The sequence below is a fragment of the Rugamonas aquatica genome (assembly GCF_009380215.1).
GTDB lineage: Bacteria > Pseudomonadota > Gammaproteobacteria > Burkholderiales > Burkholderiaceae_D > Rugamonas > Rugamonas aquatica_B.
In genome coordinates this window covers 83,177-108,369 of record NZ_WHUG01000001.1, presented here as the reverse complement: position 1 = coordinate 108,369, position 25,193 = coordinate 83,177, and the positions used below count along the sequence as shown (strand labels likewise).

The following is a 25,193-nucleotide window of genomic DNA, read 5'->3' as shown; positions in this document are numbered from 1 at the left end:
GCTAAATCAACGAACTACTCATAAACATGGTCAAAGCGAAAACGGGCCTGCTACAGCAGCCGCGCGACGTCGTTAAACACCGCCAGCAGCATTAATGTCAGTAGCAAACCCATGCCCAGGCGCTGCGCAATCTCACCAAAACGCTCCGGCACAGAACGCCCAGTTAAAACTTCCAGCGAATAATACAGCAAATGCCCCCCATCTAGAACGGGAATTGGTAGCAAATTCATTACCCCCAAACTGATGCTGATGAAGGCGATGAAGCTCAAATAGCTGGCCGCGCCCATTCGTGCGGTCTGCCCGGCATAATCGGCGATGGTGATCGGGCCGGTGACGTTCTTCAGCGAGACTTCGCCGGTGGCCATCTTGCCGATCATTTTCACCGTCATGGTGCAGGTATCCCATACCCGCGCCAGCGCCTTGCCGACGGCCGCAATCGGGGACGATGGCACGCTGATCATATCCGGCAGCTGCGCGACGTAAGCGCTGATCTTACCGACTGTTACAGTTCCCTTACCGGTCTTTGCCTGCTCGGCCAGCGGCACCATGGACAGCACCAGTTCCTGGCCGGCGCGGCGCACCGCCACCTGCACGGTCTTGCCGGCGGCGGCGCGGATGATGTCGATGAAGGCGATGCCGTCGGCGACAGGCGTGCCATCCACCGACAGCAGCAGGTCGCCCTTGAGCAGGCCGGCGCGCGCGGCCGGGCCGCCCGCGACCACGTCCTGCACCACCGGCGCCGGACGGGCCACGCCCACCCCCAGCTTGCCGGGCACGTCGCCCTCCAGGTCCAGCGTCGCCAGCACGGCGGCCGGCAGCACGAAGGTGAAGCGGCCCTGCCCCGTGCGCTCGACGGCGACGCGGGCTTCGGTTTTGTCGATGGCCGATTGAATCAGGTTCCAGCGCAGCTCGGACCACACGGCCACCGGCTGCTCGTTGACGGCGGTGACCACGTCGCCGCTGCGCAGGCCCGCGCTCCACGCGGCCGTCGGCACGGCGGCCTCATTGGCGCGCACGCTGATCTTGCTGGTCGGTTCTTCGACGCCGTGCATATACAGGCCTGCGAACAGCACGATCGCGATCAGGAAGTTGGCCGCCGGACCGGCGGCCACGATGGCGATGCGCTTCCACACATTCTGGCGGGTGAATTCGCGTTTGAGGTCTGCAGGCGGCAGGTCGCCGAGATCGGCCTCGCGGGCATCGAGCATCTTGACGTAGCCGCCCAGCGGCAGCGCCGACACGGCCCATTCGGTCTGGTCCGGCCCGAAACGGCGCGACCACACCACCTTGCCCATGCCGACCGAGAAGCGCAGCACCTTCACGCCGCACCAGCGCGCCACCAGGTAATGGCCCAGCTCATGGAAGATAATCAGGGAGCCCAGGCAGACGATGAAGGCCAGCGCGGTTTGCAGGAAGTTCATTTTGCCAGTCCGGCGATATAGGTTTCAGCGGCGACGCGGGCGGCGGCGTCCTGCGCCATCACCGCCTCGATGCTGTGCGCCGCGCCGTGCGGCAGCGCCGCCATCACATGGGCGATCACGCGGTCGATCTGGCGGAAGCCGATCTTCAGATCGAGGAAGGCTTGCACCGCGATCTCGTTGGCCGCGTTCAGCAGTGCCGGCGCGGTGCCGCCGGCCTTGAGCGCGTCGAAGGCCAGCGCCAGGCACGGGAAGCGGTTGAAGTCCGGACGTTCGAATTGCAGCGTGGCGATCTGCGTCAGGTCCAGCTGGGCCACGCCGGATTCGATGCGCTCCGGGTAGGCCAGCGCGTGCGCGATCGGCGTACGCATGTCGGGATTGCCCAACTGCGCCAGCACCGAACCGTCGACATACGACACCATCGAATGGATCACCGACTGCGGATGGATCACCACCTCGATCTGCTCGGCCGGTGCGCCGAACAGCCAGTGGGCCTCGATCACTTCCAGGCCCTTGTTCATCATGGTCGCGGAATCGACCGAGATCTTGCGGCCCATCGACCAGTTGGGATGCTTGCAGGCCTGCTCCGGTGTGACCGCGTCCAGCGTGGCGACGTCGCGCGTCAGGAACGGACCGCCGGAAGCGGTCAGCAGGATCTTGGCGATGCCGGCCTTGGCGTCGCGCACTGCCGGCACGCGGCCGCCGAACTGCGGCATGCCCTGGAAGATCGCATTGTGTTCGCTGTCGATGGGCAGCAGCACCGCGCCCGCTTCGTGCGCGGCGTCGATGAACAGCTGGCCGGACATGACCAGCGCTTCCTTGTTGGCCAGCAGGACCTTCTTGCCGGCGCGGGCCGCGGCCAAGGTCGGCGCCAGGCCAGCGGCGCCGACGATGGCCGCCATCACGCTGTCGACTTCGGGCGCGCTGGCGATGCTGCACAGCGCCGCTTCGCCATATTCCACTTCGGTGTTGACGCCGGCGGCGCGCAGCAGCGCCGTCAGGCGGCCGGCGCCTTCTGCCGTGCCGACCACCGCGCGCGCGGGACGGAAGGCGATGCACTGGGCGGCCAGTTCGTCGATGCGGTTGTGGGCGGACAGCGCGTAGACCGAATAGCGCTCCGGATGACGGGCGAGCACGTCCAGCGTGGACACGCCGATCGAGCCGGTGGCGCCAAGGATGGTGATGCGTTGCATAGTGATTTCTTTCAGAACCAGGAGCCGATCAGCGCTGCCAGCGGCAGGACCGGGATCAAGGCGTCAATACGGTCAAGCACGCCGCCGTGGCCGGGCAGCAGGTTGCTGCTGTCCTTGATGCCGGCGCGGCGCTTGAGTTGGGATTCGAACAGGTCGCCGATGACCGAGGCGGCCACGATCAGCAGCAGCACCAGCAGCGCCAGCGTCCAGCCGAAGCGCGCTTGCAGCTGGTAGGCGAAGGTGTCCTGCAGCCACGGTGCGCCGGCGGCCAGCACGATGGAGAGCGACGAGATGGCCAGCACGGCGACGCCGCCGCCGATGGCCCCTTCCCACGATTTGCCCGGCGAGATAGACGGCGCCAGCTTGCGCTTGCCGAAAGCCTTGCCGGAGAAGTAGGCGCCGATGTCGGCGATCCATACCAGCACCATCACCGACAGCAGGTACAGCGGCGAATGCTGGTACAGGCCGACGATGGCGAAGAAACAGGCGAACACGGCGAAGCTGAAGGTGATGGCCAGCGACCAGTTGGCCGCGCCGCCCAGCGGCGGCAGGCCCAGGCCCAGCGACGGCGCATAGCGGATCAGCCACAGCAGGCAGGCCGCGCCGTACAGCGCGTTGACCGCGCCCGGCTTGGCCGCGTGCGTCAGCAGCACGGCAAACAGCACGGCGCCGGCGATGCCCACCAGGCGGGCGCGCATCTCGGCCAGGCCGAACAGGCGCGCGCCCTCCCACATCGCGGCGCCGACAAACAGCGTGACGACGACGGCAAACGCAGGGAAGTAGTTGAAGAACAGGACCGGCAGCAACACCGCCAGCAAGATCACAGCGGTAATAATCCTAGTTTTCAGCATCAGCTTGTCTTCTCGGCGAGTTGCGCGCCGGTGCGGCCGAAGCGGCGTTCGCGGTGCTGGTAGGAGGCGATGGCCTCGTCGAGGCTCTCGATGGAAAAATCGGGCCAGTAGGTATCGGTGAAGAACAGCTCGGTATAGGCGAGCTGCCACAGCAGGAAATTGGAGATGCGCTGCTCGCCGCCGGTGCGGACGAACAGGTCGGGCTCGGGTGCGTAGGCCATGGCCAGGTGCGGCGCCAATTGCTCTTCGGTGAAATCGCCGGCGCCCGGGTGGGCGGCGACCATCTTGCCGACGGCCTGCATGATGTCCCAGCGGCCGCCGTAGTTGGCGCACACGGTGACGGTCATGCGGGTGTTGTTGGCGGTCTTGCGCTCGGCGCTGGCGATCATGCTTTGCAGCTTGTCGTCGAAGCGGCTGAGGTCGCCGACCACCTTGAGGCGGATGTTATTGGCGTGCAGTTTGGAGACTTCGCGGTCCAGCGCCGTGACGAACAGGCGCATCAGCAGCGACACTTCCTCTTCCGGGCGGCGCCAGTTTTCGGAGCTGAAGGCGAACAGGGTCAGGTACTCGACGCCGCGGCGGGCGCAGGCCTCGACCACGGTACGCACCGCTTCCACGCCCTTGACGTGGCCCGCCACGCGCGGCAGGAAGCGCTTGGTGGCCCAGCGGCCGTTGCCGTCCATGATGATGGCAACGTGGCGCGGCACGGCCGGCGCGTCTGGAACCTCAGTAGTCGAACTCGTATATTTCATGAAGACTTTGGTGCCAAAGTATAAAGTATTGCAGGTGTGACGCAAAAAGACAAGACGCCCGAAACGTCATTCCCGCGAAGGCGGGAATCCATGGAACCTTAGCTCAGCATGGATTCCCGCTTTCGCGGGAATGACGGCGTCGGAGGTCGACGGCAACTTAAACCGTCAGAACTTCTTTTTCCTTTTCAGCGACCATCTTGTCGATGTCGACGATGAACTTGTCGGTCAGCTTCTGCACTTCATCGGTGCCGCGACGCTCGTCGTCTTCCGAGATGGCTTTGTCCTTGACCAGCTTTTTCATGCCTTCATTGGCATCGCGACGGATGTTGCGGACGGCGATCTTCGCGTCTTCCGCTTCGCTCTTGACCAGCTTGACCATTTCCTTGCGGCGCTCTTCGGTCAGAGGCGGGGTCGGCACGCGGATCATGTCGCCCTGCGACGATGGGTTCAGGCCCAGGTCCGCATCGCGGATGGCTTTCTCGATGGTAGCGGCCATCTTCTTCTCGAACGGCTGCACACCGATGGTGCGGGCGTCGATCAGGGTCACGTTGGCGACCTGGGTCAGCGCGGTCGGCGAACCGTAGTACTCGACCTGCACGTGGTCCAGGATGCCGGTGTGGGCGCGGCCGGTGCGGACCTTGGCCAGATCGGCGCGCAAGGTTTCCAGCGATTTGATCATGCGCTCTTGCGCACTCTTTTTAACGTCAGCTACGGACATTGCTGCTCTCCTGTGATCGGAATGTAATATAAACGTGAAGCGTTAAACGTGGACCAGTGTACCTTCATCCTCGCCCATGATGACACGCATCAGCGCGCCCGGCTTGGTGATGGAGAACACTTTGATCGGCAGTTTCTGGTCGCGGCACAGCGCGAAGGCGGTGGCGTCCATCACTTGCAGGTGCTTGGCGATGGCTTCGTCGAAGGTGATCGAGCTGTACAGCGTGGCGTTAGCATCCTTCTTCGGATCGGCGGTGTAGACGCCGTCGACCTTGGTGGCCTTGAGCACGATCTCCGCGCTCATCTCCGAACCACGCAGCGCCGCTGCCGTGTCGGTGGTGAAGAACGGGTTGCCGGTGCCGGCCGCGAACACCACGACCTTGCCTTCTTCCAGGTACTGCAGGGCTTTCGGGCGCACATACGGCTCGACCACCTGTTCGATGCCGATCGCCGACATCACGCGGGCGGTGATGCCGACATGGCGCATTGCATCCGCCAGCGCCAGTGCGTTCATGACGGTGGCCAGCATGCCCATGTAGTCGGCGGTGGCGCGGTCCATGCCCTGGGCGCCCGGGGCGACGCCGCGGAAGATGTTGCCGCCGCCGATGACGATCGCCAGCTCCACGCCCAGTTTCGCGACCTCGGCCACATCGGCGACCATCCGTTCGATCGTGCCGCGGTTGATGCCGTAAGGATCATCGCCCATCAGGGCTTCGCCGGACAATTTGAGGAGGACGCGCTTGTAGGCTGGTTTTGACATGAGACGAGGCTCCTAAGTTGGTTTATTCGGGTAAGGCTGCCGGCGCCTATGATACCTTGGACGACGCCGGGAACGACTGGTTGACTTACAGTGCTGCGGGTGAAACTTTGGCCAGGCTAAAAAAACGGGCCTCTCGGCCCGTTTTTCTTTGGTATTACGCTCCTTTGGAAGCAGCCATCTGAGCGGCTACTTCGGCGGCGAAGTCGTCAACCTTTTTCTCGATGCCCTCGCCTACCACGTACATGGTGAAGGCTTTAACGGTGGTCGATTTTTCTTTCAGCATCTGCTCGATCGATTGCTTGTCGTTTTTCACGAAAGCCTGGTTCAGCAGCGACACTTCTTTCAGGAACTTCTGTACCGAACCTTCCAGACGCTTGGCCAGGATTTCTGGCGATTGCGCTGGCTTGCCTTCGGCGGCAGCTTTGGCTGCATCTTCTTCAGCTTTCAGTTTTGCAACCGAACGCTCTTTTTCGATCAGTTCCGCTGGAACCTGCTCGGACGACAGCGACACTGGCTTCATTGCAGCGATGTGCATGGCCACGTCTTTACCAACTTGCTCGTCGGCGCCGTCGAAGTCGACGATCACGCCGATGCGCGCGCCGTGCAGGTAGGAAGCCAGCTTGCCGGTGGTTTCGAAACGCTGGAAGCGGCGGATCGACATGTTTTCGCCGATTTTACCGATCAGTGCTGCGCGCACTTCGTCCAGGGTCTTGCCGTCCAGCGGCAGCGCCAGCAGAGCGGCGACGTCGGCCGGGTTGTGCTCGACAACCAGGCGGGCGGCGTTGTTTGCCAGGGCCAGGAAGTCGTCGTTTTTCGCGACGAAGTCGGTTTCGGAGTTAACTTCAACCAGCGCGCCGACGTTGCCGGCGATGAAGGTTGCTACTACGCCTTCAGCGGTGATGCGTGCCGATGCTTTCGATGCCTTGCCGCCCAGTTTGACGCGCAGGATCTCTTCAGCACGACCCATGTCGCCTTCGGCTTCGGTCAGTGCTTTTTTGCATTCCATCATAGGCGCGTCAGTCTTCGCGCGCAGTTCGCCTACCATTGCTGCAGTAATAGCTGCCATGTGATTCTCCTGTATTCGGTGTTCGGGTGGGGTGGTGAGCGCTGCTCTAACCACTTACGTTAAAAAAAAGGGGGAGCTGTTGGCCACCCCTTTTTCCTTACAGCTTGTTACGAACGATTAAGCCTGTTCGTTAACTTCGACGAATTCGTCGCCAGCTGCAGCTTTAACCATTTCAACTACTTCGTTACCGGCAGCAGCACGGCCTTCCAGGATCGCATCTGCAACGCCGCGGGCGTACAGAGTGATGGCTTTCGACGAGTCGTCGTTACCTGGAATTACGAACTGAACGCCTTCTGGCGAGTGGTTGGTATCGACCACGCCGATAACTGGGATGCCCAGTTTTGCGGCTTCGGTGATGGCGCCTTTATGGTAGCCAACGTCAACGACGAAGATTGCGTCAGGAACGCCGCCCATGTCTTTGATGCCGCCGATCGATTTTTGCAGCTTGATCATTTCGCGTTGGAACATCAGCGCTTCTTTTTTCGACAGCTTCTCTACCGAACCGTCTTCGATCGAAGCTTCCATGTCTTTCAGGCGCTTGATCGAGGTCTTGATCGTTTTGAAGTTGGTCAGCATACCGCCCAACCAACGCTGGTCGACGAAAGGAACGCCTGCGCGTGCTGCTTCAGCAGCAATGATTTCGCGAGCTTGACGCTTGGTGCCGACCATCAGGATGGTGCCACGGTTCGAAGCGACCTGTTTCACGTGCTTCATCGCTTCTTGATACATACCCATCGTCTTTTCCAAGTTGATGATATGGATCTTGTTGCGGTGACCGAAGATGAACGGTGCCATCTTTGGGTTCCAGAAACGGGTTTGGTGGCCGAAGTGGACACCGGCTTCCAGCATTTCGCGCATAGTTACGGACATATTAAACTCCAGGGTTGGGTCTGGAATCCGATCAGTCACCATAGAGGCACCCTTGTCGACCGGATTCGCGTTTATTAATAGAAATTAACAACTTGATTTTGCAACATTGCTCAAACCGAATTCAAGCAACCCGAGATTCTACCCTGAAAACAGCCACTTAGGCAAGCGCCGCACGCCTCCCACCCGCCACCGCCCCAAACTGGTGCGCCGTTCCGAATTTCACCATGCTTGTTACAAATCAAGTAAAAGTGTAAATCTTTAAGCATTGCTGCCGAACTTGTAATATCATTGCCAAAATTAAAATTACATACCGTTAATAAATATTGATTTGCAAGACACGAATTGCAAGGCACACACCTTTGATAAAGGCGCACCACCATGTCCATCCTCTTCGCCGTGACGCTAGCCGCAGCCTCCACTGTTCAGCCAAGCTGCTCCTGGGACCACCCGGGCGTGAATCCGTACACCGGCAAGACGGCTGCGGCCATCGATCGCTACACCGACATCCCGGCCGCCGTGCGCAGCACGCTCAAGCGCCGCATGGAAGAAGGCCAGTCGGACGACAAGGTCATCATCACCCGCGACGGCATCAGCGGCAAGAGCCAGTACGATCCGGCCATCCGTGACATGCACTTCGGCGCCGCGTCGGTGTGCGCCACGGTCACCCGCAGCAAGTGGGCCGAGCAGCGCCAGGAACCGGGCGCCGTCTATTGCGTCGACCAGCACTGCATCCTGGTGCCCAAGATTTGCGGCAACGTCAGCCGCATCAACCGGGCGCCGGTCGCCGTCGCCAAGGCGCCAGTCGCGCCGCCACCGCCGGTCGCCAAACTGGGCGGCAAGCTGGGCGACAAAGACTTGGGCCTGGCCGATCCGGAGAAACACGATTCCGATGAGCCGAGCGTCGAAGAACTGGCCAAACGCGAGCACCTGCTGCGCCAGACCGCCCTGAACTCCGCCAAACCCAGGCTAGGCGTGGAAGAGTTCGACCTGCCCGAGGAATTCGACTTCGAGGGCGACATCGGCGACCGCGTGACCGGCGACATCGGCGGCCACCCGCTGCTGCCTCCGTTTATCGGCGACGACGACGGCATGTCGATCAACCCGGTCCCCGTGCCGGAAGCCGACACCTGGGCCATGCTGCTGGCCGGCCTGGGCATCCTGGGCGTGGTCGCGCGCCGCCGCAAACAGCGCAACCGGGGCTGAATCCCGCCGGCACGGGCCGCGCCCGTGCACTGTGCCGTGGCACTATCCTTGCATTCCCGAGCGGGGCCGTCCCGCGTCGTTTATAATTTCGACATATTTGCACGCCGCGAGCCGATTCCATCCGCTCGCCGCCTGCGTTTTTACCGTTTACTTTGCTGATTGCGATCCATTATGTCTATCTCCATTAAATCCGCCGAAGATATCGCCGGCATGCGCGTGGCCGGCCGCCTGGGCTCCGAAGTGCTGGACTACATCACGCCCTTCGTCAAACCCGGCGTGACCACGGGCGAACTGGATCGCCTCTGCCACGAATACATGGTCAACGTGCAGGGCACCATTCCGGCGCCGCTGAACTACTGCCCGCCGGGCTACACGCCCTACCCTAAAGCCATCTGCACCTCGGTCAACGACGTCATCTGCCACGGCATCCCGGGCGACAAGGTGCTGAAGAACGGCGACGTGGTCAACCTCGACATCACCGTCATCAAGGATGGCTACCACGGCGACAACAGCCGCATGTTCTTCATCGGCGAACCGTCGATCCTGGCCAAGCGCCTGTCCGACATCACCTACGAGTGCATGTGGCTGGGCATCGCCAAGGTCAAGCCGGGCGCGCACCTGGGCGACATCGGCCACGTGATCCAGCAGCACGCGGAAAAAGCCGGCTACAGCGTGGTGCGCGAGTTCTGCGGCCACGGCATCGGCAAGATCTTCCACGAAGAGCCGCAAGTGCTGCACTACGGCCGCCCAGGCACGCTGGATGAACTGCAACCGGGCATGATCTTCACCATCGAGCCGATGATTAACGCCGGCAAGCGCGAAATCCGCGAAATGGGCGACGGCTGGACCATCAAAACCAAGGACCGCAGCCTGTCGGCGCAGTGGGAACACACCATCCTGGTCACCGAGACCGGCTACGAAGTGCTGACCTTGTCGGCCGGCAGCCCGCCGCCGCCGGCGTTCATCACCAACGCCGCAGCCGTAGCAGCGTAAGCACCGGATGTCGACGGCGGCGATGAAGAAGGAACTGCGCGAGCAACTGAAGCGCCAGCTGAAGGCCGACCGCCAGGTCGTCATCGCCGGCTTCCAGGCCGACTGCATGCCCGAGAAGCTGTTGCGCAGCCTGCGCCAGAGCGTCGACGCGGTGCTGACCACGGCCTGGCACGAAGCCCGGCTGCCGGCCAACACCGCGCTGGTCGGCGTCGGCGGCTACGGCCGCGGCGAGCTGTTCCCCTATTCCGACGTCGATCTGCTGATCCTGCTGGAAAAAGCGCCGGACGCCGACACCACCGGCAAGCTGGAGGAACTGGTGCAGCTGCTGTGGGACCTGGGCCTGGAAATCGGCCACAGCATCCGCACCGTGGACGAATGCCTGAGCGAATCGGCGGCCGACATCACGGTGCAGACCAGCCTGCTGGAAGCGCGCATCATCTGCGGCGACGAAGCGCTGTTCGAGCAGCTGCAGCAGCGCTACCAGGCGGCGATGGACCCGCGCGCCTTCTACCACGCCAAGGTGCTGGAAATGCGCCAGCGCCACGCCAAGTACGAAGACACCGCCTTCAGCCTGGAACCCAACTGCAAGGAAAGCCCGGGCGGCCTGCGCGACCTGCAGGTGATCCTGTGGATGGTCAAGGCCGCCGGCCTGGCCAACTCCTGGCGCACGCTGGCCACCAGCGGCCTGATCACGCAGACCGAAGCCAAGCAGCTGATGGAAAAGGAACGCGCCTTCAAGGACATCCGCGTGCGCCTGCACCTGCACGCCAAGCGGCGCGAAGACCGGCTGGTGTTCGACGTGCAAACCGCGATCGCCGAATCGCTGGGCCTGACCGCCACCGGCAGCGGCGTCCACATGCGCCGCGCCAGCGAGTACCTGATGCAGCGCTATTACTGGGCCGCCAAGACCGTCACGCAACTGAACACCATCCTGCTGCAGAACATCGAGGAGCGGTTGTTCCCGAAATCGGGCGAGGCGGTGCGCATCAACGAGCGCTTCAACGATGTCAACGGCCTGATCGACATCAGCGAGGACGACACCTTCGCCACCACGCCGTCGGCGATGCTGGAGATCTTCGTGCTGATGACGGAGCGCCCTTCGCTGCAAGGCATGACCTCGCGCACCATGCGCGCGCTGTGGCACGAACGCTTCCAGATCGACGCCGCCTTCCGCGCCGATCCGGTCAACCGCGCGCTGTTCCTGCGCATCATGCAGGCGCCGGTGGGCATCATCCACGCGCTGCGCCGCATGAACGACATGTCCGTGCTGGGCCGCTACCTGCCCAACTTCCGCAAGATCGTCGGCCAGATGCAGCACGACCTGTTCCACGTCTACACGGTGGACCAGCACATCCTGATGGTGGTGCGTAATATGCGCCGCTTCACGATGGCCGAGCACGCGCACGAATACCCGTTCTGCAGCCAGCTGATGGCCAACTTCCCGCAACCGTGGCTGCTGTACCTGGGCGCGCTGTTCCACGACATCGCCAAGGGCCGTGGCGGCGACCACTCCAAGCTGGGCACGGTCGACGCCGAGCAGTTCTGCGTCGAGCACGGCATGAGCGCCGAGGACACCGAACTGGTGGTGTTCCTGGTCGAGAACCATCTGACCATGTCGCAGGTCGCGCAGAAGCAGGATCTGTCGGACCCGGACGTCATCGCCGCCTTCGCCAAGGTAGTGAAAGACGAGCGCCACCTGACCGCGCTCTACCTGCTGACCGTGGCCGACATCCGCGGCACCAGCCCGAAAGTGTGGAACGCCTGGAAGGCCAAGCTGCTCGAAGACCTGTACCGCATCACCTTGCGCGTGCTGGGCGGCGAGCCGCACAGCGCCGACCACGAACTGAAGAACCGCCAGCAGGAAGCGCTGGCCACGCTGCGCCTGTACGGCCTGCCGCCGGACGCGCACGTAGCGTTCTGGAAGCAGCTCGACGTCGCCTACTTCCTGCGCCACGACGCCTCCGACATCGCCTGGCAGACGCGCGCGCTGTACGACCGCTTCACCAGCGACAAGCCGGTGGTCAAGTGCCGCCTGGCGCCGATCGGCGAAGGCTTGCAGATCGCCGTCTACATCCAGGACCAGCCTGACCTGTTCGCGCGCATCTGCAGCTATTTCGACCGCAAGAACTTCAGCATCCTCGACGCCAAGATCCACACCACCCGCCACGGCTACGCGCTCGACACCTTCCTCGTCACCGAGCAGAGTTTCGCCAAGAGCTACCGCGACATCATCAGCCTGATCGAGCACGAACTGTGCGCGCTGCTGACCAACCCCGAGCCGCTGCCGGCGCCGGGCAAGGGCCGGCTGTCGCGCCTGTCGCGCACCTTCCCGATCCAGCCGACGGTGGACCTGCGGCCGGACGAGCGCGGCCAGTACTACCTGCTGTCGGTGGCCGCCAACGACCGCACCGGCCTGCTGTACTCGATCGCCAACGTGCTCACCAAGTACAAGATCAACCTGCACACCGCCAAGGTGATGACGCTGGGCGAGCGCGTCGAGGACGTGTTCCTGATCGACGGCGCCACACTCAGCAACGCCCGCAGCCAGATCCAGCTTGAAACCGACCTGCTGGACGCGATCAAGGTATAAACTCAGACTTAGTTTCAGGCTTACGCCGCACTTCACCTTTATAGAAAACGCATCATGTCCGAAGAATTATTACGCCTGTCCAAACGCATGTCCGAACTGGGCCTGTGCTCGCGCCGCGAAGCCGACGAGTGGATAGCGCGCGGCTGGGTACGGGTTGACGGCCAGGTCGTCTCCGAACTCGGCACCAAGATCTACCCGAGCCAGCGCGTCACCGTCGAGCGCCAGGCCGCCGCCGAGCAGTCCAAGCGCGTGACCGTGCTGATCAACAAGCCGATGGGCTACGTCAGCGGCCAGGCCGAGGATGGCTACCAGCCGGCCGTGGTGCTGGTCAAGCCGGAAAACCGCTGGGCGGACGATCCGTCGCCGGAGATCTTCCACCCGACCCAGCTGCGCTCGCTGGTGCCGGCCGGGCGCCTGGACATCGATTCGGTCGGCCTGCTGGTGCTGACCCAGGATGGCCGCGTGGCCAAGCACCTGATCGGCGAAACCACCGATGTCGACAAGGAATACCTGGTGCGCGTCGAGTACACCAAGCCGGGCAAGCTGCCGGACAGCGACCTGAAAAAGCTCAACCACGGCCTGTGGATGGACGGCAAGCCGCTGCTGCCGGCCAAGGTGCGCTGGCAGAACGACGACCAGCTCAGCTTCACGCTGCGCGAAGGCAAAAAACGCCAGATCCGCCGCATGTGCGACATGGTCGGTTTGAAAGTTGTTGGTTTGAAACGTGTACGCATCGGCAAGGTCAAACTGGGCGACCTGCCGGTGGGCCAGTGGCGCTACCTGCGGCCTGAAGAGCAGTTCTGACACAATCTCTAAATATTCTTGCTCTTTTGCAAGCCAAGATTGCGAATAGCCTGTAAACTGTGCGGACCGACCTCGCATTGTAGAGTCATTATCAAAGAGATATGCCGTCGTGAACGATCCAATTCCAAATGAATTTCGCCGCGGTCCTCCCAGCCTAAAAGACGCTGTGGAACCAATACCGGCGGGTTCGAAACCGCATGAAATGACCGATGAACATGACATCGGTGATTCCTTGACCCTGCTTGCCGAAAACGGCGATCCGATCTCGATTTATCCGTCCAGCACCACCAACGTGGTAATGGCGCGCATCAAGTCGGTCGATCCCGAAAATCCGCAATTTGTGCTGGAGCTGAACGAGGGTGAATTCATCCCGCCCGGCGACGCCGTGTTCGTGGCCTGGCTGCGCGCAGCCAAGATCCAGTTCAAGATCAGCTCACCGGACTGGGCCTGCACGCCCGGCGAACCTACGCTGATCCCGCTGGAATTCCCGCTCAAGTGCCATGTGCTGAACCGCCGCGCCTCGACGCGCCTGGAAACCCCGCTGGGCATTTACTACATGGCTTCGTTTGTCCTGAACGGCAAGCCGTATGAGCTGCAGCTGTACGACTTCTCGGCCGGCGGCGTCGGCATGCGCGCACCGCCGCGCGATTGCCAGGGCCTGTACGTGGGCCGCAAGCTGCAGCGCGTGCGGCTGGAGCTGGGTCCGGACTCGGTGATGATCGCCGACCTGGAAGTGCGGCTGTCGCGCACCTTCCGCTCCTTCCTGCTGGGCGAGCAGGTGCAGATCGGCTGCCAGTTCTCCAACCTGTCGCCGTCGATGCAGGAAGAGCTGGCCCGTCTGCTGGACAAGCTCAACCACGGCAAGCAGCGCTAAGCCTGGCGCGTCAGAACGACGGCAGCCGCAATCCCAGCTGGATCGCCAGCAACCGCACCACCACGATGGACACCAGGCCGGCGCCGAAAGCCCAGCGCGGCGGTGTGCCCGCCTTCTTCAGCAGGATGTACAGCAGGATGCCGGCGATGGCTGCGGTGGCGTAGATGTCCTGACGCAGTATCAGCGGCACCTTGGCGGCCAGGATATCGCGCACCAGGCCTCCTCCCACGCCGGTCAGGGTCCCCATCAGGATGACGATCAGCGCGCGGCAGCCCTGCGCCTCGGCCACCTTGGCGCCCGACATGGCGAACAGCGCCAGACCCAGTGCATCGGCGATCAACAGCGCGTCGGTAGGCACCGGCAGCACCTGCACCCACAGTATCGTGAACACCGCCGAAGCGACGATCACCAGCAGCGGCTTGGGGTCTTCGATCCAGAACACCGGATGGCGGTTCAGCAGCAAGTCACGCACCGTGCCGCCGCCGATCGCGGTCATCGCGGCCAGCACCATGATCCCCAACAGATCCAGATGCGAAGCCATCGCCGCCAGCGTACCACTGGCAGCGAATACGGCTACGCCGATCAGATCGAGGATATAAAAAAGCAAACGAAACTCCACAGCAAACCTGACAGATAAAAAAGGACCGTTACTTTATCAGCAATCTGCGGCGCGGCCAAATTCAGGCCGCTGGCTCAGTGCTGTTTTTCGACGGCGTGCGTGCTGATCTTCCGGCCTTCGGCGACGGCCAGCTTGATCTGCTCCGGCGACAGGCCCTGCGCCATGCGCTGCATGAAATCGTCGGTGAGCGGATTGGAGCCGTTGCGCGGATCGCCGCCAAGCAGCGCATCATAGTAGCCGTGGACTGCGGTCGCGTAGCGCAGCGCCGATAGCGTATGCTTTTTCGCCAGGTCGGGATCTTCGTTGTACTCGCCCACCAGCGTAATCATGCTGCTCAGACTGCCCCGCTCCGCCTGCATCTCCAGATAGCCAACCGCTTCCTCCTTCCAGGCCAGCACCAGCGGATCGTCCGGGCGCGACTCCAGCGCGGACGGATCGCCGAACGGGCCGGCCTTCAGGAACAGCAGATCGGCCGCGCTGACGCCGCCCCTGGCCGCCAGCACAAGGTGTTCGAGCCGCGTGGTCTTCATCCGTTCCGTGACGCCGCCGCATCGGCGCGCCTCCTCCACCTTTTCGGCGGCGGTCGCCGGCCTGAAGGCGTCGCCATCCTCGACGCGCAACTCGCCGGTGCGCGTGTAGTCCATGCAGGTCTGCACCAGCCAGTACGCCACATACGCATCCTGCGGGCGCCGCGTGGCGGCGAGCATGTCGACTTGCTGGGCCAGCGTGTAGCGCGCGTCCGGCGCGGGCAGGCGCGGTGCTGTCATCGGCGTGGCTGGCAGGCCACCGGCGTTGACGGCGCGTGCGGCGGCCTGTTTTTTCACTGGCCCGGCTTCATCGTCTGAACGGCTCGAAGCCAGGTACAGCGCCACCAGCAATACAGGCAGCAGCCAGAACGCGTTGCGCCACAGGTGCGGTTTCATGGCTTGCGCAATTCTGCGACCGCGCGGTCGAGCACCGGATCGGCGCCAGAACGCAGCGCGGCCACCGTGCGGCGCACTTCGACATCGGGCATGACACCCTTGCCGACAAAGAGGCTGCCGTCCGGGTAGACATCGCGCTTGACGCAGATGCGCGCATTGCCGCCGCCCGGCAGGCCAAAGAACAAAGGCTGGCCGGTGCTGCCACCGGTGGCCTCGCCGACGATGACGCCGCGCTTCATCAGCTTAAAGGCGACGGCAAAGTCTTCCGCCGCGGAGAATGTCTGGGCGCCGGTCAGCACCGCCACCGGGCCGTCGAACACATCCTTATGCTGCGCCCGATACGCCTCATCGCCGAAACCCGCAGGCACCCAGCGGATTATGACGCCTCCCCGCGCGCGGCTGGCGGCATCGTCGTCGCGCCGGTAGGACGCGGCGCTGATGACAGGCTGGCGGCTCAGCCAGGACAGTATCCTCAGGCCAAAGTAGCTGGAGCCGCCACCGTTGCGCCGCACATCGATCACCAGTCCCTTCGCTTTCAAAATCTCAGGTATCGCTTTCTCAAACGCCTTCACGCTTTCATCGCTCTCGAAATGATCGATGGAGATGTAGGCGATATCGCCCGGCAGGGTCTTGAAGACGAAACGTTCGGGCGCCTGATAAGAGCCGGTGCGCTCCACCATCTCGGTGCGTTCCGTCCCGTCCGCGGCGCGCACGCGCAGCGCCACAGGCTTGCTGACGTCCCCCATCAGCAGCTCATACGAATAGGTGCGCAGCGCACGGTCCTGCGGCGTGGATGCGCTGACAAAAGGCTCGATGTGCTGCCGCCCATACTGCAACGCCGGCTCGCCATCGATGGCGACGATCTCTTCGCCAACCCGCAAGCGCGCCTGCAGCGCCGGATTGCCCACCCGCTCAACCAGCACCTTGCCCTCCACCAGCGTGGTGCGCAGCGGCGGACGCGCATACAACTCGCCTTCCAGTTCGTCGGGCGGATAAATGTTGGTATGGCCATCCTGTAGCAGCGGCGCCAGTTGCATCATGATCCGGTAGTAGTCGCGCGTGGTGGGCGCGGCGATCACCTTGGCCAGATAGTCCATGTAGACCTGGTCCCAGTTCAGGTCCGGTACGTGGTCGAAGTGGACAAAGCCGCTGCGCGCTTCGGCCCAGAACAGCGACAGGCCGGCCACTTTCTCCTCCACTGTCAGCACAGGCTTGTACGGCGTGGCGATGGCGGCAGCTTTATACAGCCGGTCCGGCAGCGCCATCGTCCGCCGTACCGCCTTGAAGCGCGGCTCGTCACGCAGAGCGTCATATGTCGGCGCGTCCAGCTGCGGAACAAACGGCGCCGCCCACAACATGCCTTGCACGCGCTCCAGCGCAGACAAAGCCTCTTCCTTCATGCCCAGCCGCGCATACGTGCCGGCCAGCGGCAGCAGCAGATTGACATGCTCGGCGTACAGCGGCAGGTAACCGGTCGCATGTTCGGCCACCTGCGGCGTCGCCAGGTAGTCCAGCAGCTTCTGGTACTTTTGCGCTGCGCTTTGCAGGTCGCCCCTGGTCGCAGCGGCAGGTCCGCTCAGTCCCTGCGCCTCGCTGCGCAGCGTGCGCAGGTATTTGTAGATGGTTGCAGTGCTGGCGTCCGGCGGCGGCACTGCCACATCGGCCACCGCCAGCGGCGCAGCCAGCGCCAGCAACATCAGCAAGGCGGAGAGTTTAGGCTTCATGACATCCTTTTCGGTTGTGGAGGTGCTGGCGATGTTGGCATATATGCACGGGTAACGCAATGCCGGCCGCGACACGGAATTAATGGCACAATACCGGCTTACTTTTTCGGAGCCTCACCATGACCATCTTCGCCGCCCCCGTATTCGACGCCACCGTGATCTACGAAGGCAATGAGCTGTTCAAGGGCCAAGGCGCGGCACGCGGCTGGGCCGAAAAACTGGCGAAGGAGCTGGAGTGCGAAATCGGCGTCGAGAAGATCGGCACCGGCTGGGTGCTGACCGGCACCGTCGACGGCGAAGCCTGCAAATGGAGCATCGTCGGCCAGCGCCTCAAGCGCATGGACTAAAGCGTGCGTTAGCGCACAACATCGCCGGCCCTGGCCGGGTACGATCTGCGATCATCCGCCCACCAAGGACAACGATGAAACGCGACCTGCCCGATGCCGTCGATTCCACCGCCGCCGCCAGATCGGCCGGCCTGCGCTACGTGCACGACTACCAGCCCGGCATCGCCCGCCGCAAGCGCGGCAAGCACTTCCACTACGTCGACGCCGACGGCCATGCCGTCAAGGATGCCGACACGCTGGCCCGCATCAAATCACTGGTCATCCCGCCCGCGTGGAGCGATGTCTGGATCTGCAGCCATCCGCGCGGCCACCTGCAGGCCACCGGCCGCGACGCGCGCGGGCGCAAGCAGTACCGCTATCACCCGCTCTGGCGCAGCCACCGCGACGAATCCAAATACGACCGCATCCTCGGCTTCGGCAAGGCGCTGCCCGCGATACGGCGCGCGGTCGATGCCGCGCTCAGGTTGCCCGGCCTGCCGCGCGAGAAAGTGCTGGCCACCATCGTCTACCTGCTCGAAGCGACGATGATGCGGATCGGGAACGAGGAGTATGCGCGCGAGAACAAGTCCTTCGGCCTGACCACGCTGCGCGGCCGCCACGTGCGGCTGGATGGCAGCAAGGTTGAATTCCGCTTTCGCGGCAAGAGCGGCGTGCTTCTCGCCGTCGAGGTGGCGGACCGGCGCCTGGCCAACATCATCCGCCGCACGCGCGACCTGCCGGGCCAGGAGCTGTTCCAGTACATCGACGACGACGGCAATCCGCACGCCATCGGCTCGGCCGACGTGAACGACTACCTGCAGGCGATCGCCGGAGAGGACTACACCGCCAAGGATTTCCGCACCTGGTCCGGCACGGTCCTGGCGTCGGTGGCGCTGCGCGAACACGAGAAGTTCGACTCGCCAGCGCAGGCAAAAAGGAATGTGGTGCGGGCCATCGAATCGGTCGCGAAAAAACTGGGCAATACCCCCACCATCTGCCGCAAGTGCTACGTGCATCCCAGCGTGATCGCATCCTACCTGGACGGCAGCATGCTGAAGCCGCTCCACCACCGCGACCGCGAGCAGCTGCGGCGCGATGTGCATGCGCTGCGGCCCGAGGAGACGGCGCTGCTGGCGCTACTGCAGCAACACTCAGCGGCCAGCGGCGACCGGCGCTGAAGCCTCGGCGCGCAGGATGATGACGGCGGTGGCGATGTCCTCGTGGCGATTGCGCGCCGGCGAGTTGAGCGTCATGTAGATTTTCACCGCCGCCAGCGTCGCGTGGTCGCCGAAAAACGCGCCCTCGGCGTCGTAGCGCTCCGGGAAGTTCTCCTTGTTCAGTGGGCACGACAGCGATTCATTCTTCCCGCGATTCGGCCGCTTCTCGCATTTGACGTAGCTGTCGCCGTTGACGGCGGCGGCGACCAGATGATCTGTGGCCTGGTCCAGCATCACCGGAAAACTGAAGCGGCGCGCAACCCCGTCCACCTTCATCTCGAAACTGAGCACACCCTTGTAGGCCGGCAGATTATCGAGTTTCAGTTTGGCGTCCGATATTTTACCGGGCGGGATAAAGCCGTCGCCGCCAAGGCCGCCGCGGAAGGTCGCGTCGGTGCCGTCGACCTGGCGGTACTCCATGCTGCGGTGTATGAACAGCAGATTGTCGTAGGCCGATTGCGGAATCGGTTTATTGGCCGCCATGGCCTGGGCCTGGGCCTGGGCCATGATCGCCAGCATGCGCGCCTGCCGCTCCGCCGGTCCCGGCATCGGTCCGCGACTGGCCTCCACGTTCAACCGCACCTTCGACTCCTGGCCGACAAACAGATGCAGGTTGTCGCGCCGGCCCCACCATAATTCGCCAACCGGCCCGGTGCTGCCGGACTGCTCCCACGCCGCCGGGTCGTAGGTATCCTTCGGCGCCGGATCTTCACGCCCCAGGTCCGGATTGCGAAGTCCCACCAGCTTGCCGTCCTTGCTAAACGCCGCCATTTTTTGCGAGCTGCCGTAGTTGGTCGCGCCGACGCCGGCGTTGGACGAATACTGCGAACACACGTTCTGGCTGGCGCCGGCGGGCAGCCATGGTTTGGCCGCCGGCGGGCAGCGCTCCAGTGTTTCCGGGCCCGCTGCTGCGGGCAACGCCACGCACAGTGCTGCCAGTAACGGCAGGGTCGAGTACTTGTTTTTCATGCGGCGCAGGCTTGAGTTAAAAAATAATATTATATGCATGATAACAATCAGGCGTCGCACAATGCGGTGTTCGGAGTAGAATTTAGCTTTGACTATGCCGCCGGGTCGTTTCGCCATGCCTCAAGCACTGCCCTTTCAGCTTCGAAAAGAATGCCCGCCCGGCGCGTGCGAGTGCCGCCGCGACGAACTGCTGGAACAGTGGGACCAGGCGCCAGAGGAGACGGACATCCGCATCCTGCGCCTCACGCGCGATGAAGAAAAACTGCTGATTGCCAGGATAGAGAACATCGCCAGCTTCGAGGAGCTGGGCCGCATCGAGCAACGCATGCTGGAGCAGCTGGGCATACGCCTGACCATCACGCCCAGCCTGAACGGCGTGCGCACCGTGATGGGCTTGCAGATACGTCTGGCGGAGCAGCAGGGCCTGTGCCGCAAGACCCGCGAGCAAGTGCCCGCCGCCGTGCGGCGCTGCCTGCACAACCACCCCGATATCGTCTACGCGCTGCTGAACTCTCGCGACCTGCTGGGCGCAGGCTGACGCGCTCCCCTCTTAGCCGGGGTGCGCCAGCGCCGCGCCGGGCATGCTGCCGCCGGCCGTGCCGTCCGGGTAGATGTCGTGGAATTTGCTGTAGTCCAGTATCCGCACATTGCCCTCCAGTTTATCCGACATGATGTCGGCGAAATGGTGGTTGAAGTAGATGTGCTCCGCCGCGTAGGTCTGGCGCGCGTGGACGAAATCGTTGAGCGTGTCGTCGGTGCCGGAAACGGCCACCGACAAGGTCGCGCCTTCATTGTGCAGGTCTTGCTGCGACTTGCCCCAGAACGGACTCGATTCGTCGATCTTGTGCAGGATCGTCCACGTCAGCGCGAACACGCCGGAGTGCTCGCGCTCCAGTTGCAGGTCGTAGAAGCGCGTGAAGATCTGCCCTTCCATCGTGGTCTCGCGGCGTATCAGCGTGGCCCGCACCGAGGCTTCCAGTATCAGGTTGCCACGCTCATTCCCGGTCCTCAGCATCAGCGTCGGCACGCCGTTGAACGGCGTGATGACGGCGACATCGGAAAACATGATGCGCGAGGTCGGCCGCGAGAAGCGCGCGAACAGCAGCCCAGTCACCGCCGCCACTTCCACCATGCCGAGCAGGATTTCGGTCGAGGCGACGATGTGGCCGTAGGTCGAGCCGGGGTTCATATACCCGTAGCCGACGGTGGCCAGCGTTTCGATCGAGAAGAACACCGTGTCCAGGAAGTAGCCCGGCCGCGCATTCGAGATCGAACCGGGCACCAGGAAGAACGCCAGCGCGAACGCCAGGTTGGTGACCAGGTACAGCGCGCCGACCAGCAGGAAGAAATGCGTCCAGCTCAGGGTCAGCATCCAGTGGTAGATGTCGCCCCAGTGGCGGCGGCCCAGGCCCACCCGCTTGATCTGCGAAGTCCCCATCTGGAACACGCCGCGGTCATTGCCGACGCGTGGGCGAATGACCTTCTGCACCGGCTTGCGCACCGGACCTTCACTCATGGCCGGGCCTCAATCGTCGTCGTTGGGATCGAGGTCGGGGAACATCACCTCGGTAAAGCCGAACTTCGAAAAGTCGGTGATACGCATCGGGTACAGCACGCCGAGCAGATGGTCGACCTCATGCTGCACCACGCGCGCATGGAAGCCGTCGACATCGCGGGAGATAGGCTGCTTGAACTGGTCCACGCCCTCGTAGCGCAGCTTGACGAAGCGCGGCACGCTGCCGCGCAGGCCCGGCACCGACAGGCAGCCTTCGAAACCCTCTTCCTTTTCGTCGGACAGCGGCGTCAGGACCGGATTGATTAATACTGTTTCCGGCACCTGCGGCGCATCGGGATAGCGCGCGTTCTGCTTGAAGCCGAAGATCACCAGTTGCAGGTTGACGCCGATCTGCGGCGCCGCCAGGCCCGCGCCATTGGCCGCGTGCATGGTGTCGAACATGTCGGCGATCAGCTCGCGCATGGCGGGCGTGTCGAACTCCGTCACCGGCTCCGCCACGCGCAGCAGGCGCGGGTCGCCCATCTTCAGGATTTCGCGGACGGTCATTTGACGCCTCCGCCGTTGATCTCGCACTGCATGTCGCGCAGGAACTGGCAGTACTCGGCGCCGGTCTCAGGGTGCTTGAGGCCCATCGCCGTCATCGCCTTCAGGTAGCCCAGCTTGGAGCCGCAGTCGTAGCGCTGGCCGTCGTAACGGTAGGCCAGCACGCGCTCATCCTTCATCAGCGCGGCGATGCCGTCGGTCAGCTGGATCTCGCCGCCGGTGCCGGTACCGAGGTTTTCCAGGTATTGGAAAATCCGGCCCGACAGCACGTAGCGGCCCACCACCGCCAGCGTGGACGGCGCCACTTCGGGCGAAGGCTTCTCGACGATGCCGTGCACCAGTTCCAGCTTGGGCTGGTAGGCCGAGGCGCTGACGATGCCGTACTGGCGGGTGACGGCGCGCGGCACTTCCTGCACCGCCAGCACCGTGCAACGCTCGTAGGCGTACAGGTCGGTCATCTGCGCCAGCACCGGCTTGACGCCGTCGGCGGTGTCCATGAAGTCGTCCGCCAGCAGCACGGCAAACGGTTCGTCGCCGATCACCGGACGCGCGCACAGCACCGCGTGGCCCAGGCCCAGCGGCTCCGACTGGCGGATGTAGATGCAGTTGACGTTCTTCGGAATGACGTTCTGCACCAGCTCCAGCAAGGCTTTCTTGTCGGCCGCTTCCAGTTCCGCTTCCAGCTCGTAGGCTTTGTCGAAGTGGTCCTCGATGGCGCGCTTGTTACGGCCGGTGATGAACACCATCTCCGTGATGCCGGCGGCGACCGCCTCTTCGACCGCGTACTGGATCAGCGGCTTGTCGACGATGGGCAGCATTTCTTTCGGCTGCGCTTTGGTCGCTGGAAGAAAACGGCTGCCAAGACCGGCGACCGGGAATACTGCTTTTCTGATTTTGGACATGATAGCTATCTTGTTTTAACTGACGTCCAGCAGCGCCAACAGGCCTGCCTCGTCCAGTATGGTGACTTCGAGTTCCTGTGCCTTGGCCAGCTTGCTGCCGGCATCGGCGCCGGCAACCAGGTAATGGGTTTTCTTGGATACCGAGCCGGATACCTTGCCGCCCTGCGCTTCGATCATGGCGCCCGCCTGATCGCGGCTGAGGTTAGGCAGAGTACCCGTCAATACAAAGGTCTTGCCGGTCAGCGGGCCTTCGGCCGCCTGCTCCGGCAGTTGCGCCAGCAAATCCTTGCGCAACTGGTCCAGCGCGATCAACTGCTCGCGGTGGCCGGGTTCCGCCATCCACGTTTCCAGCGCTTCGGCCACGCCGGCCGGCAGGCCGAACACGGTGAACACCGGCAGGTGCGCCAGCACTTCCAGCGTCACTTCCTGTTCGACCAGCTGCTTGCTGCGTGGTTCCGTCAATTTCGGTATGCCCAGCGCTGCCATCAGCTTGACGGTGTCGAGCTTTTCGCGCAGCTTGGCGCTCGGCGCATGCTCGCCGGCCGGCGCGACGCCGGCGGCCAGCAAGGCGTCGATGGCCTCCTGGTTCTTCGGCTCGGCGAAGAAGTCGGCGATCGATTCGGCGACGATGCCGCCGATATCGGGCAGCACGCGCAGCAGCGCGGCCGGCACGCGGCGGATCAGATCGAAACGGCCCAGCCATTCGGCCAGCGTCTTGGCGGTCGATTCGCCGACGTGGCGGATGCCGAGCGCGAACAGCATGCGCTCCAGCGGCGGGTTCTTGCTGGCGGCGATGGCTTCCAGCAGATTGTCCGCCCACTTGGTGGCGATCTTGCCCTGCGCGACAGTCTCCGGCGTCGTGCCTTCGCGTTCGTCGGCCAGGCGCTTCATCTCCAGCAGGTCTTCCAGCTTGAGCGCGTACAGGTCGGCCACACGCTGCACCTGGCCATGCTCGACCAGATTGTCGATGTAGCGGTCGCCCAGACCTTCGATGTCCATCATGCGGCGGCCGGCGAAGTGGCGGATCGCCTCCTTGCGCTGGGCCGAGCAGAACAAGCCGCCGGAGCAGCGCGCAATCGCCTCGCCCTCTTCGCGCACGACGTGCGAGCCGCATACCGGGCAGGTCTTGGGCAGCACGTAGGCTTCCGGCTCCGGCGACAGGCGGCGCTCCAGCACCACGGACAGCACTTCAGGAATGACGTCGCCCGCGCGGCGCACGATGACGGTGTCGCCGATGCGTACGTCCTTGCGGCGCACTTCATCCTCGTTGTGCAGCGTGGCATTGGTGACGTTGACGCCGCCGACGAACACGGACGCCAGCCGCGCCACCGGCGTGATGGCGCCGGTGCGGCCGACCTGCACTTCAATCGCCAGCACGGTGGTCAGCGCTTCTTCGGCAGGGAACTTGTGCGCCAGCGCGAAACGCGGCGCGCGCGACACGAAGCCCAGCGTGCGCTGGTCTTGCAGCAGGTTGGCCTTGTAGACCACGCCGTCGATTTCGTATGGCATAGTCGGACGGGCTTCGCCGATCTGTTTGTAGTAGGCCATCAAACCGTCGTAGCCGCTAACCACTTTGCCTTCTTTCGCGACCGGCAGGCCCATGGTGCGGTACCAGTCCAGCAGCGCGGAGTGCGACAGCGGCATCTCCGCGCCTTCCAGCGCGCCGACGCCGTAGGCGAAGAAACTCAGGTTGCGGGAGGCGGTGATGCGCGAATCGAGCTGGCGCAGGCTGCCCGCCGCCGCGTTGCGCGGATTGACGAATTCCTTCTGGCCGGCTTCACGCTGGCGCGCATTCATCGCTTCGAAATCGCTCTTGAACATCAGCACCTCACCGCGCACGTCGAGTACCGCCGGCGGCGTCGGCGTGACGAGGCGCAGCGGGATGGTGCGGATGGTGCGGATATTGGCGGTGACGTCCTCGCCGGTGTAACCATCGCCACGGGTGGCGGCTTGCACCAGCAGGCCGTTCTCGTAGCGCAGGTTGATGGCCAGGCCGTCGTATTTGACTTCGGCCGCGTATTCAACGGCGGCCGCCGCATCCAGGCCTTCGCGCACGCGGCGATCGAAGTTCTCGATATCCTCGTCTGTAAAGCCGTTGTTCAGCGACAGCATCGGCACCGTGTGCGTGACCTGGTCGAACTGCGGCAGCGGCGCCGCGCCCACGCGCTTGGTGGGCGAATCGGGCAGCGCGAACTGCGGGTGCGCTTCCTCCAGCTTTTGCAACTCGACGAACAGCTTGTCGTACTCCGCGTCCGGTATGGTGGGCGCGTCTTCCACATGATAGGCGTGCAGGTGCTTGTTGAGCTCAGCGCTCAGCGACTCGATGCGCGCCTTGTAATCCACTTCAGTCATTCCACTTCCTG

24 protein-coding genes are annotated in these 25,193 nt (G+C 63.6%); 8 read left to right on the top strand and 16 right to left on the bottom strand.

What is annotated here, in order from left to right; translation table 11 throughout:
* Positions 1-50: 50 nt before the first annotated feature.
* From rseP to rpsB, 8 genes are all read right to left on the bottom strand, one after another.
* Positions 51-1,421 carry an RIP metalloprotease RseP gene (gene rseP / locus GEV02_RS00545; protein ID WP_152836019.1) on the bottom strand — a complete coding sequence of 457 codons (1,371 nt, stop codon included), beginning with the start codon at positions 1,419-1,421 and terminating at the stop codon, positions 51-53.
* A complete protein-coding gene (gene ispC, locus GEV02_RS00540; protein WP_152836018.1) occupies positions 1,418-2,611 on the bottom strand; it encodes a 1-deoxy-D-xylulose-5-phosphate reductoisomerase in 1,194 nt (397 codons plus the stop codon). Before ispC ends, rseP begins: the two co-directional genes overlap by 4 nt.
* An 11-nt stretch (positions 2,612-2,622) precedes the next feature.
* Positions 2,623-3,462 (bottom strand): phosphatidate cytidylyltransferase, encoded by an 840-nt coding sequence (locus GEV02_RS00535; RefSeq protein ID WP_152836017.1) that lies wholly within the window; start codon positions 3,460-3,462, stop codon positions 2,623-2,625.
* A complete protein-coding gene (uppS, locus tag GEV02_RS00530) occupies positions 3,462-4,214 on the bottom strand; it encodes a polyprenyl diphosphate synthase (RefSeq protein WP_152836016.1) in 753 nt (250 codons plus the stop codon). Before uppS ends, GEV02_RS00535 begins: the two co-directional genes overlap by 1 nt.
* Positions 4,215-4,371: 157 nt before the next feature.
* Positions 4,372-4,932 (bottom strand): ribosome recycling factor, encoded by a 561-nt coding sequence (gene frr, locus GEV02_RS00525; protein ID WP_008449292.1) that lies wholly within the window; start codon positions 4,930-4,932, stop codon positions 4,372-4,374.
* Between the two features lie 42 nt (positions 4,933-4,974).
* A complete protein-coding gene (gene pyrH, locus GEV02_RS00520; protein ID WP_008449294.1) occupies positions 4,975-5,691 on the bottom strand; it encodes a UMP kinase in 717 nt (238 codons plus the stop codon).
* 154 nt (positions 5,692-5,845) lie between these two features.
* Complete coding sequence (gene tsf, locus GEV02_RS00515; protein WP_008449296.1) at positions 5,846-6,757, bottom strand: translation elongation factor Ts; 912 nt, start codon at positions 6,755-6,757, stop codon at positions 5,846-5,848.
* A gap of 117 nt (positions 6,758-6,874) precedes the next feature.
* A complete protein-coding gene (gene rpsB, locus GEV02_RS00510; protein ID WP_008449298.1) occupies positions 6,875-7,627 on the bottom strand; it encodes a 30S ribosomal protein S2 in 753 nt (250 codons plus the stop codon).
* Positions 7,628-8,005: 378 nt separating this feature from the next.
* Here rpsB and GEV02_RS00505 point away from each other — a divergent pair, with 378 nt between their 5' ends.
* From GEV02_RS00505 to GEV02_RS00485, 5 genes are all read left to right on the top strand, one after another.
* Complete coding sequence (locus GEV02_RS00505; RefSeq protein WP_152836015.1) at positions 8,006-8,830, top strand: MHFG family PEP-CTERM protein; 825 nt, start codon at positions 8,006-8,008, stop codon at positions 8,828-8,830.
* 168 nt (positions 8,831-8,998) lie between these two features.
* Positions 8,999-9,823: a type I methionyl aminopeptidase gene (gene map, locus GEV02_RS00500; RefSeq protein WP_043482003.1), complete on the top strand. Its 825-nt coding sequence runs from the start codon at positions 8,999-9,001 to the stop codon at positions 9,821-9,823.
* Between the two features lie 22 nt (positions 9,824-9,845).
* Positions 9,846-12,413, top strand: coding sequence for a [protein-PII] uridylyltransferase (locus GEV02_RS00495; RefSeq protein ID WP_152836014.1), 2,568 nt, complete (start codon positions 9,846-9,848; stop codon positions 12,411-12,413).
* A gap of 54 nt (positions 12,414-12,467) precedes the next feature.
* Positions 12,468-13,217, top strand: a complete 750-nt coding sequence (locus tag GEV02_RS00490) for a pseudouridine synthase (protein WP_174998907.1) — start codon at positions 12,468-12,470, stop codon at positions 13,215-13,217.
* A 202-nt stretch (positions 13,218-13,419) separates the two neighbouring features.
* Positions 13,420-14,091 carry a flagellar brake protein gene (locus GEV02_RS00485; protein ID WP_152836013.1) on the top strand — a complete coding sequence of 224 codons (672 nt, stop codon included), beginning with the start codon at positions 13,420-13,422 and terminating at the stop codon, positions 14,089-14,091.
* A gap of 10 nt (positions 14,092-14,101) precedes the next feature.
* On the opposite strand, the gene GEV02_RS00480 is transcribed toward GEV02_RS00485, so the two are convergent.
* The 3 genes from GEV02_RS00480 to GEV02_RS00470 form a co-directional block, all read right to left on the bottom strand.
* Positions 14,102-14,698: a trimeric intracellular cation channel family protein gene (locus GEV02_RS00480; protein ID WP_152836012.1), complete on the bottom strand. Its 597-nt coding sequence runs from the start codon at positions 14,696-14,698 to the stop codon at positions 14,102-14,104.
* A gap of 86 nt (positions 14,699-14,784) precedes the next feature.
* Positions 14,785-15,633 carry a hypothetical protein gene (locus GEV02_RS00475; RefSeq protein WP_152836011.1) on the bottom strand — a complete coding sequence of 283 codons (849 nt, stop codon included), beginning with the start codon at positions 15,631-15,633 and terminating at the stop codon, positions 14,785-14,787.
* Positions 15,630-17,357: a S41 family peptidase gene (locus GEV02_RS00470; protein ID WP_152836010.1), complete on the bottom strand. Its 1,728-nt coding sequence runs from the start codon at positions 17,355-17,357 to the stop codon at positions 15,630-15,632. Before GEV02_RS00470 ends, GEV02_RS00475 begins: the two co-directional genes overlap by 4 nt.
* A gap of 119 nt (positions 17,358-17,476) precedes the next feature.
* Between GEV02_RS00470 and GEV02_RS00465 the strand changes: the two genes are divergently transcribed.
* Both GEV02_RS00465 and GEV02_RS00460 read left to right on the top strand, forming a co-directional pair.
* Positions 17,477-17,704, top strand: coding sequence for a hypothetical protein (locus tag GEV02_RS00465; RefSeq protein WP_070359967.1), 228 nt, complete (start codon positions 17,477-17,479; stop codon positions 17,702-17,704).
* Between the two features lie 74 nt (positions 17,705-17,778).
* Entirely contained in the window at positions 17,779-18,861 is a 1,083-nt protein-coding gene (locus GEV02_RS00460; protein ID WP_152836009.1) for a DNA topoisomerase IB, read from the top strand.
* On the opposite strand, the gene GEV02_RS00455 is transcribed toward GEV02_RS00460, so the two are convergent.
* The gene (locus GEV02_RS00455) at positions 18,835-19,869 is read right to left on the bottom strand and encodes a hypothetical protein (RefSeq protein WP_152836008.1); all 1,035 of its coding nucleotides are present in this window, start codon (positions 19,867-19,869) and stop codon (positions 18,835-18,837) included. The two genes, GEV02_RS00460 and GEV02_RS00455, sit on opposite strands and share 27 nt — an antisense overlap.
* 115 nt (positions 19,870-19,984) lie before the next feature.
* Here GEV02_RS00455 and GEV02_RS00450 point away from each other — a divergent pair, with 115 nt between their 5' ends.
* Entirely contained in the window at positions 19,985-20,407 is a 423-nt protein-coding gene (locus GEV02_RS00450; protein ID WP_152800665.1) for a hypothetical protein, read from the top strand.
* A 12-nt stretch (positions 20,408-20,419) separates the two neighbouring features.
* Here the strand turns inward: GEV02_RS00450 and GEV02_RS00445 are convergent, their stop codons facing one another.
* The 4 genes from GEV02_RS00445 to ligA are packed head-to-tail and all read right to left on the bottom strand — an operon-like array spanning position 20,420 to position 25,182.
* Positions 20,420-21,385 (bottom strand): ion channel, encoded by a 966-nt coding sequence (locus GEV02_RS00445; RefSeq protein ID WP_152836007.1) that lies wholly within the window; start codon positions 21,383-21,385, stop codon positions 20,420-20,422.
* A gap of 9 nt (positions 21,386-21,394) precedes the next feature.
* A complete protein-coding gene (def, locus tag GEV02_RS00440) occupies positions 21,395-21,931 on the bottom strand; it encodes a peptide deformylase (RefSeq protein WP_152836006.1) in 537 nt (178 codons plus the stop codon).
* Positions 21,928-22,830 carry a UTP--glucose-1-phosphate uridylyltransferase GalU gene (galU, locus tag GEV02_RS00435; protein ID WP_152836005.1) on the bottom strand — a complete coding sequence of 301 codons (903 nt, stop codon included), beginning with the start codon at positions 22,828-22,830 and terminating at the stop codon, positions 21,928-21,930. Before galU ends, def begins: the two co-directional genes overlap by 4 nt.
* A gap of 15 nt (positions 22,831-22,845) precedes the next feature.
* A complete protein-coding gene (gene ligA, locus GEV02_RS00430) occupies positions 22,846-25,182 on the bottom strand; it encodes an NAD-dependent DNA ligase LigA (RefSeq protein ID WP_152836004.1) in 2,337 nt (778 codons plus the stop codon).
* Between the last annotated feature and the right edge of the window lie 11 nt (positions 25,183-25,193).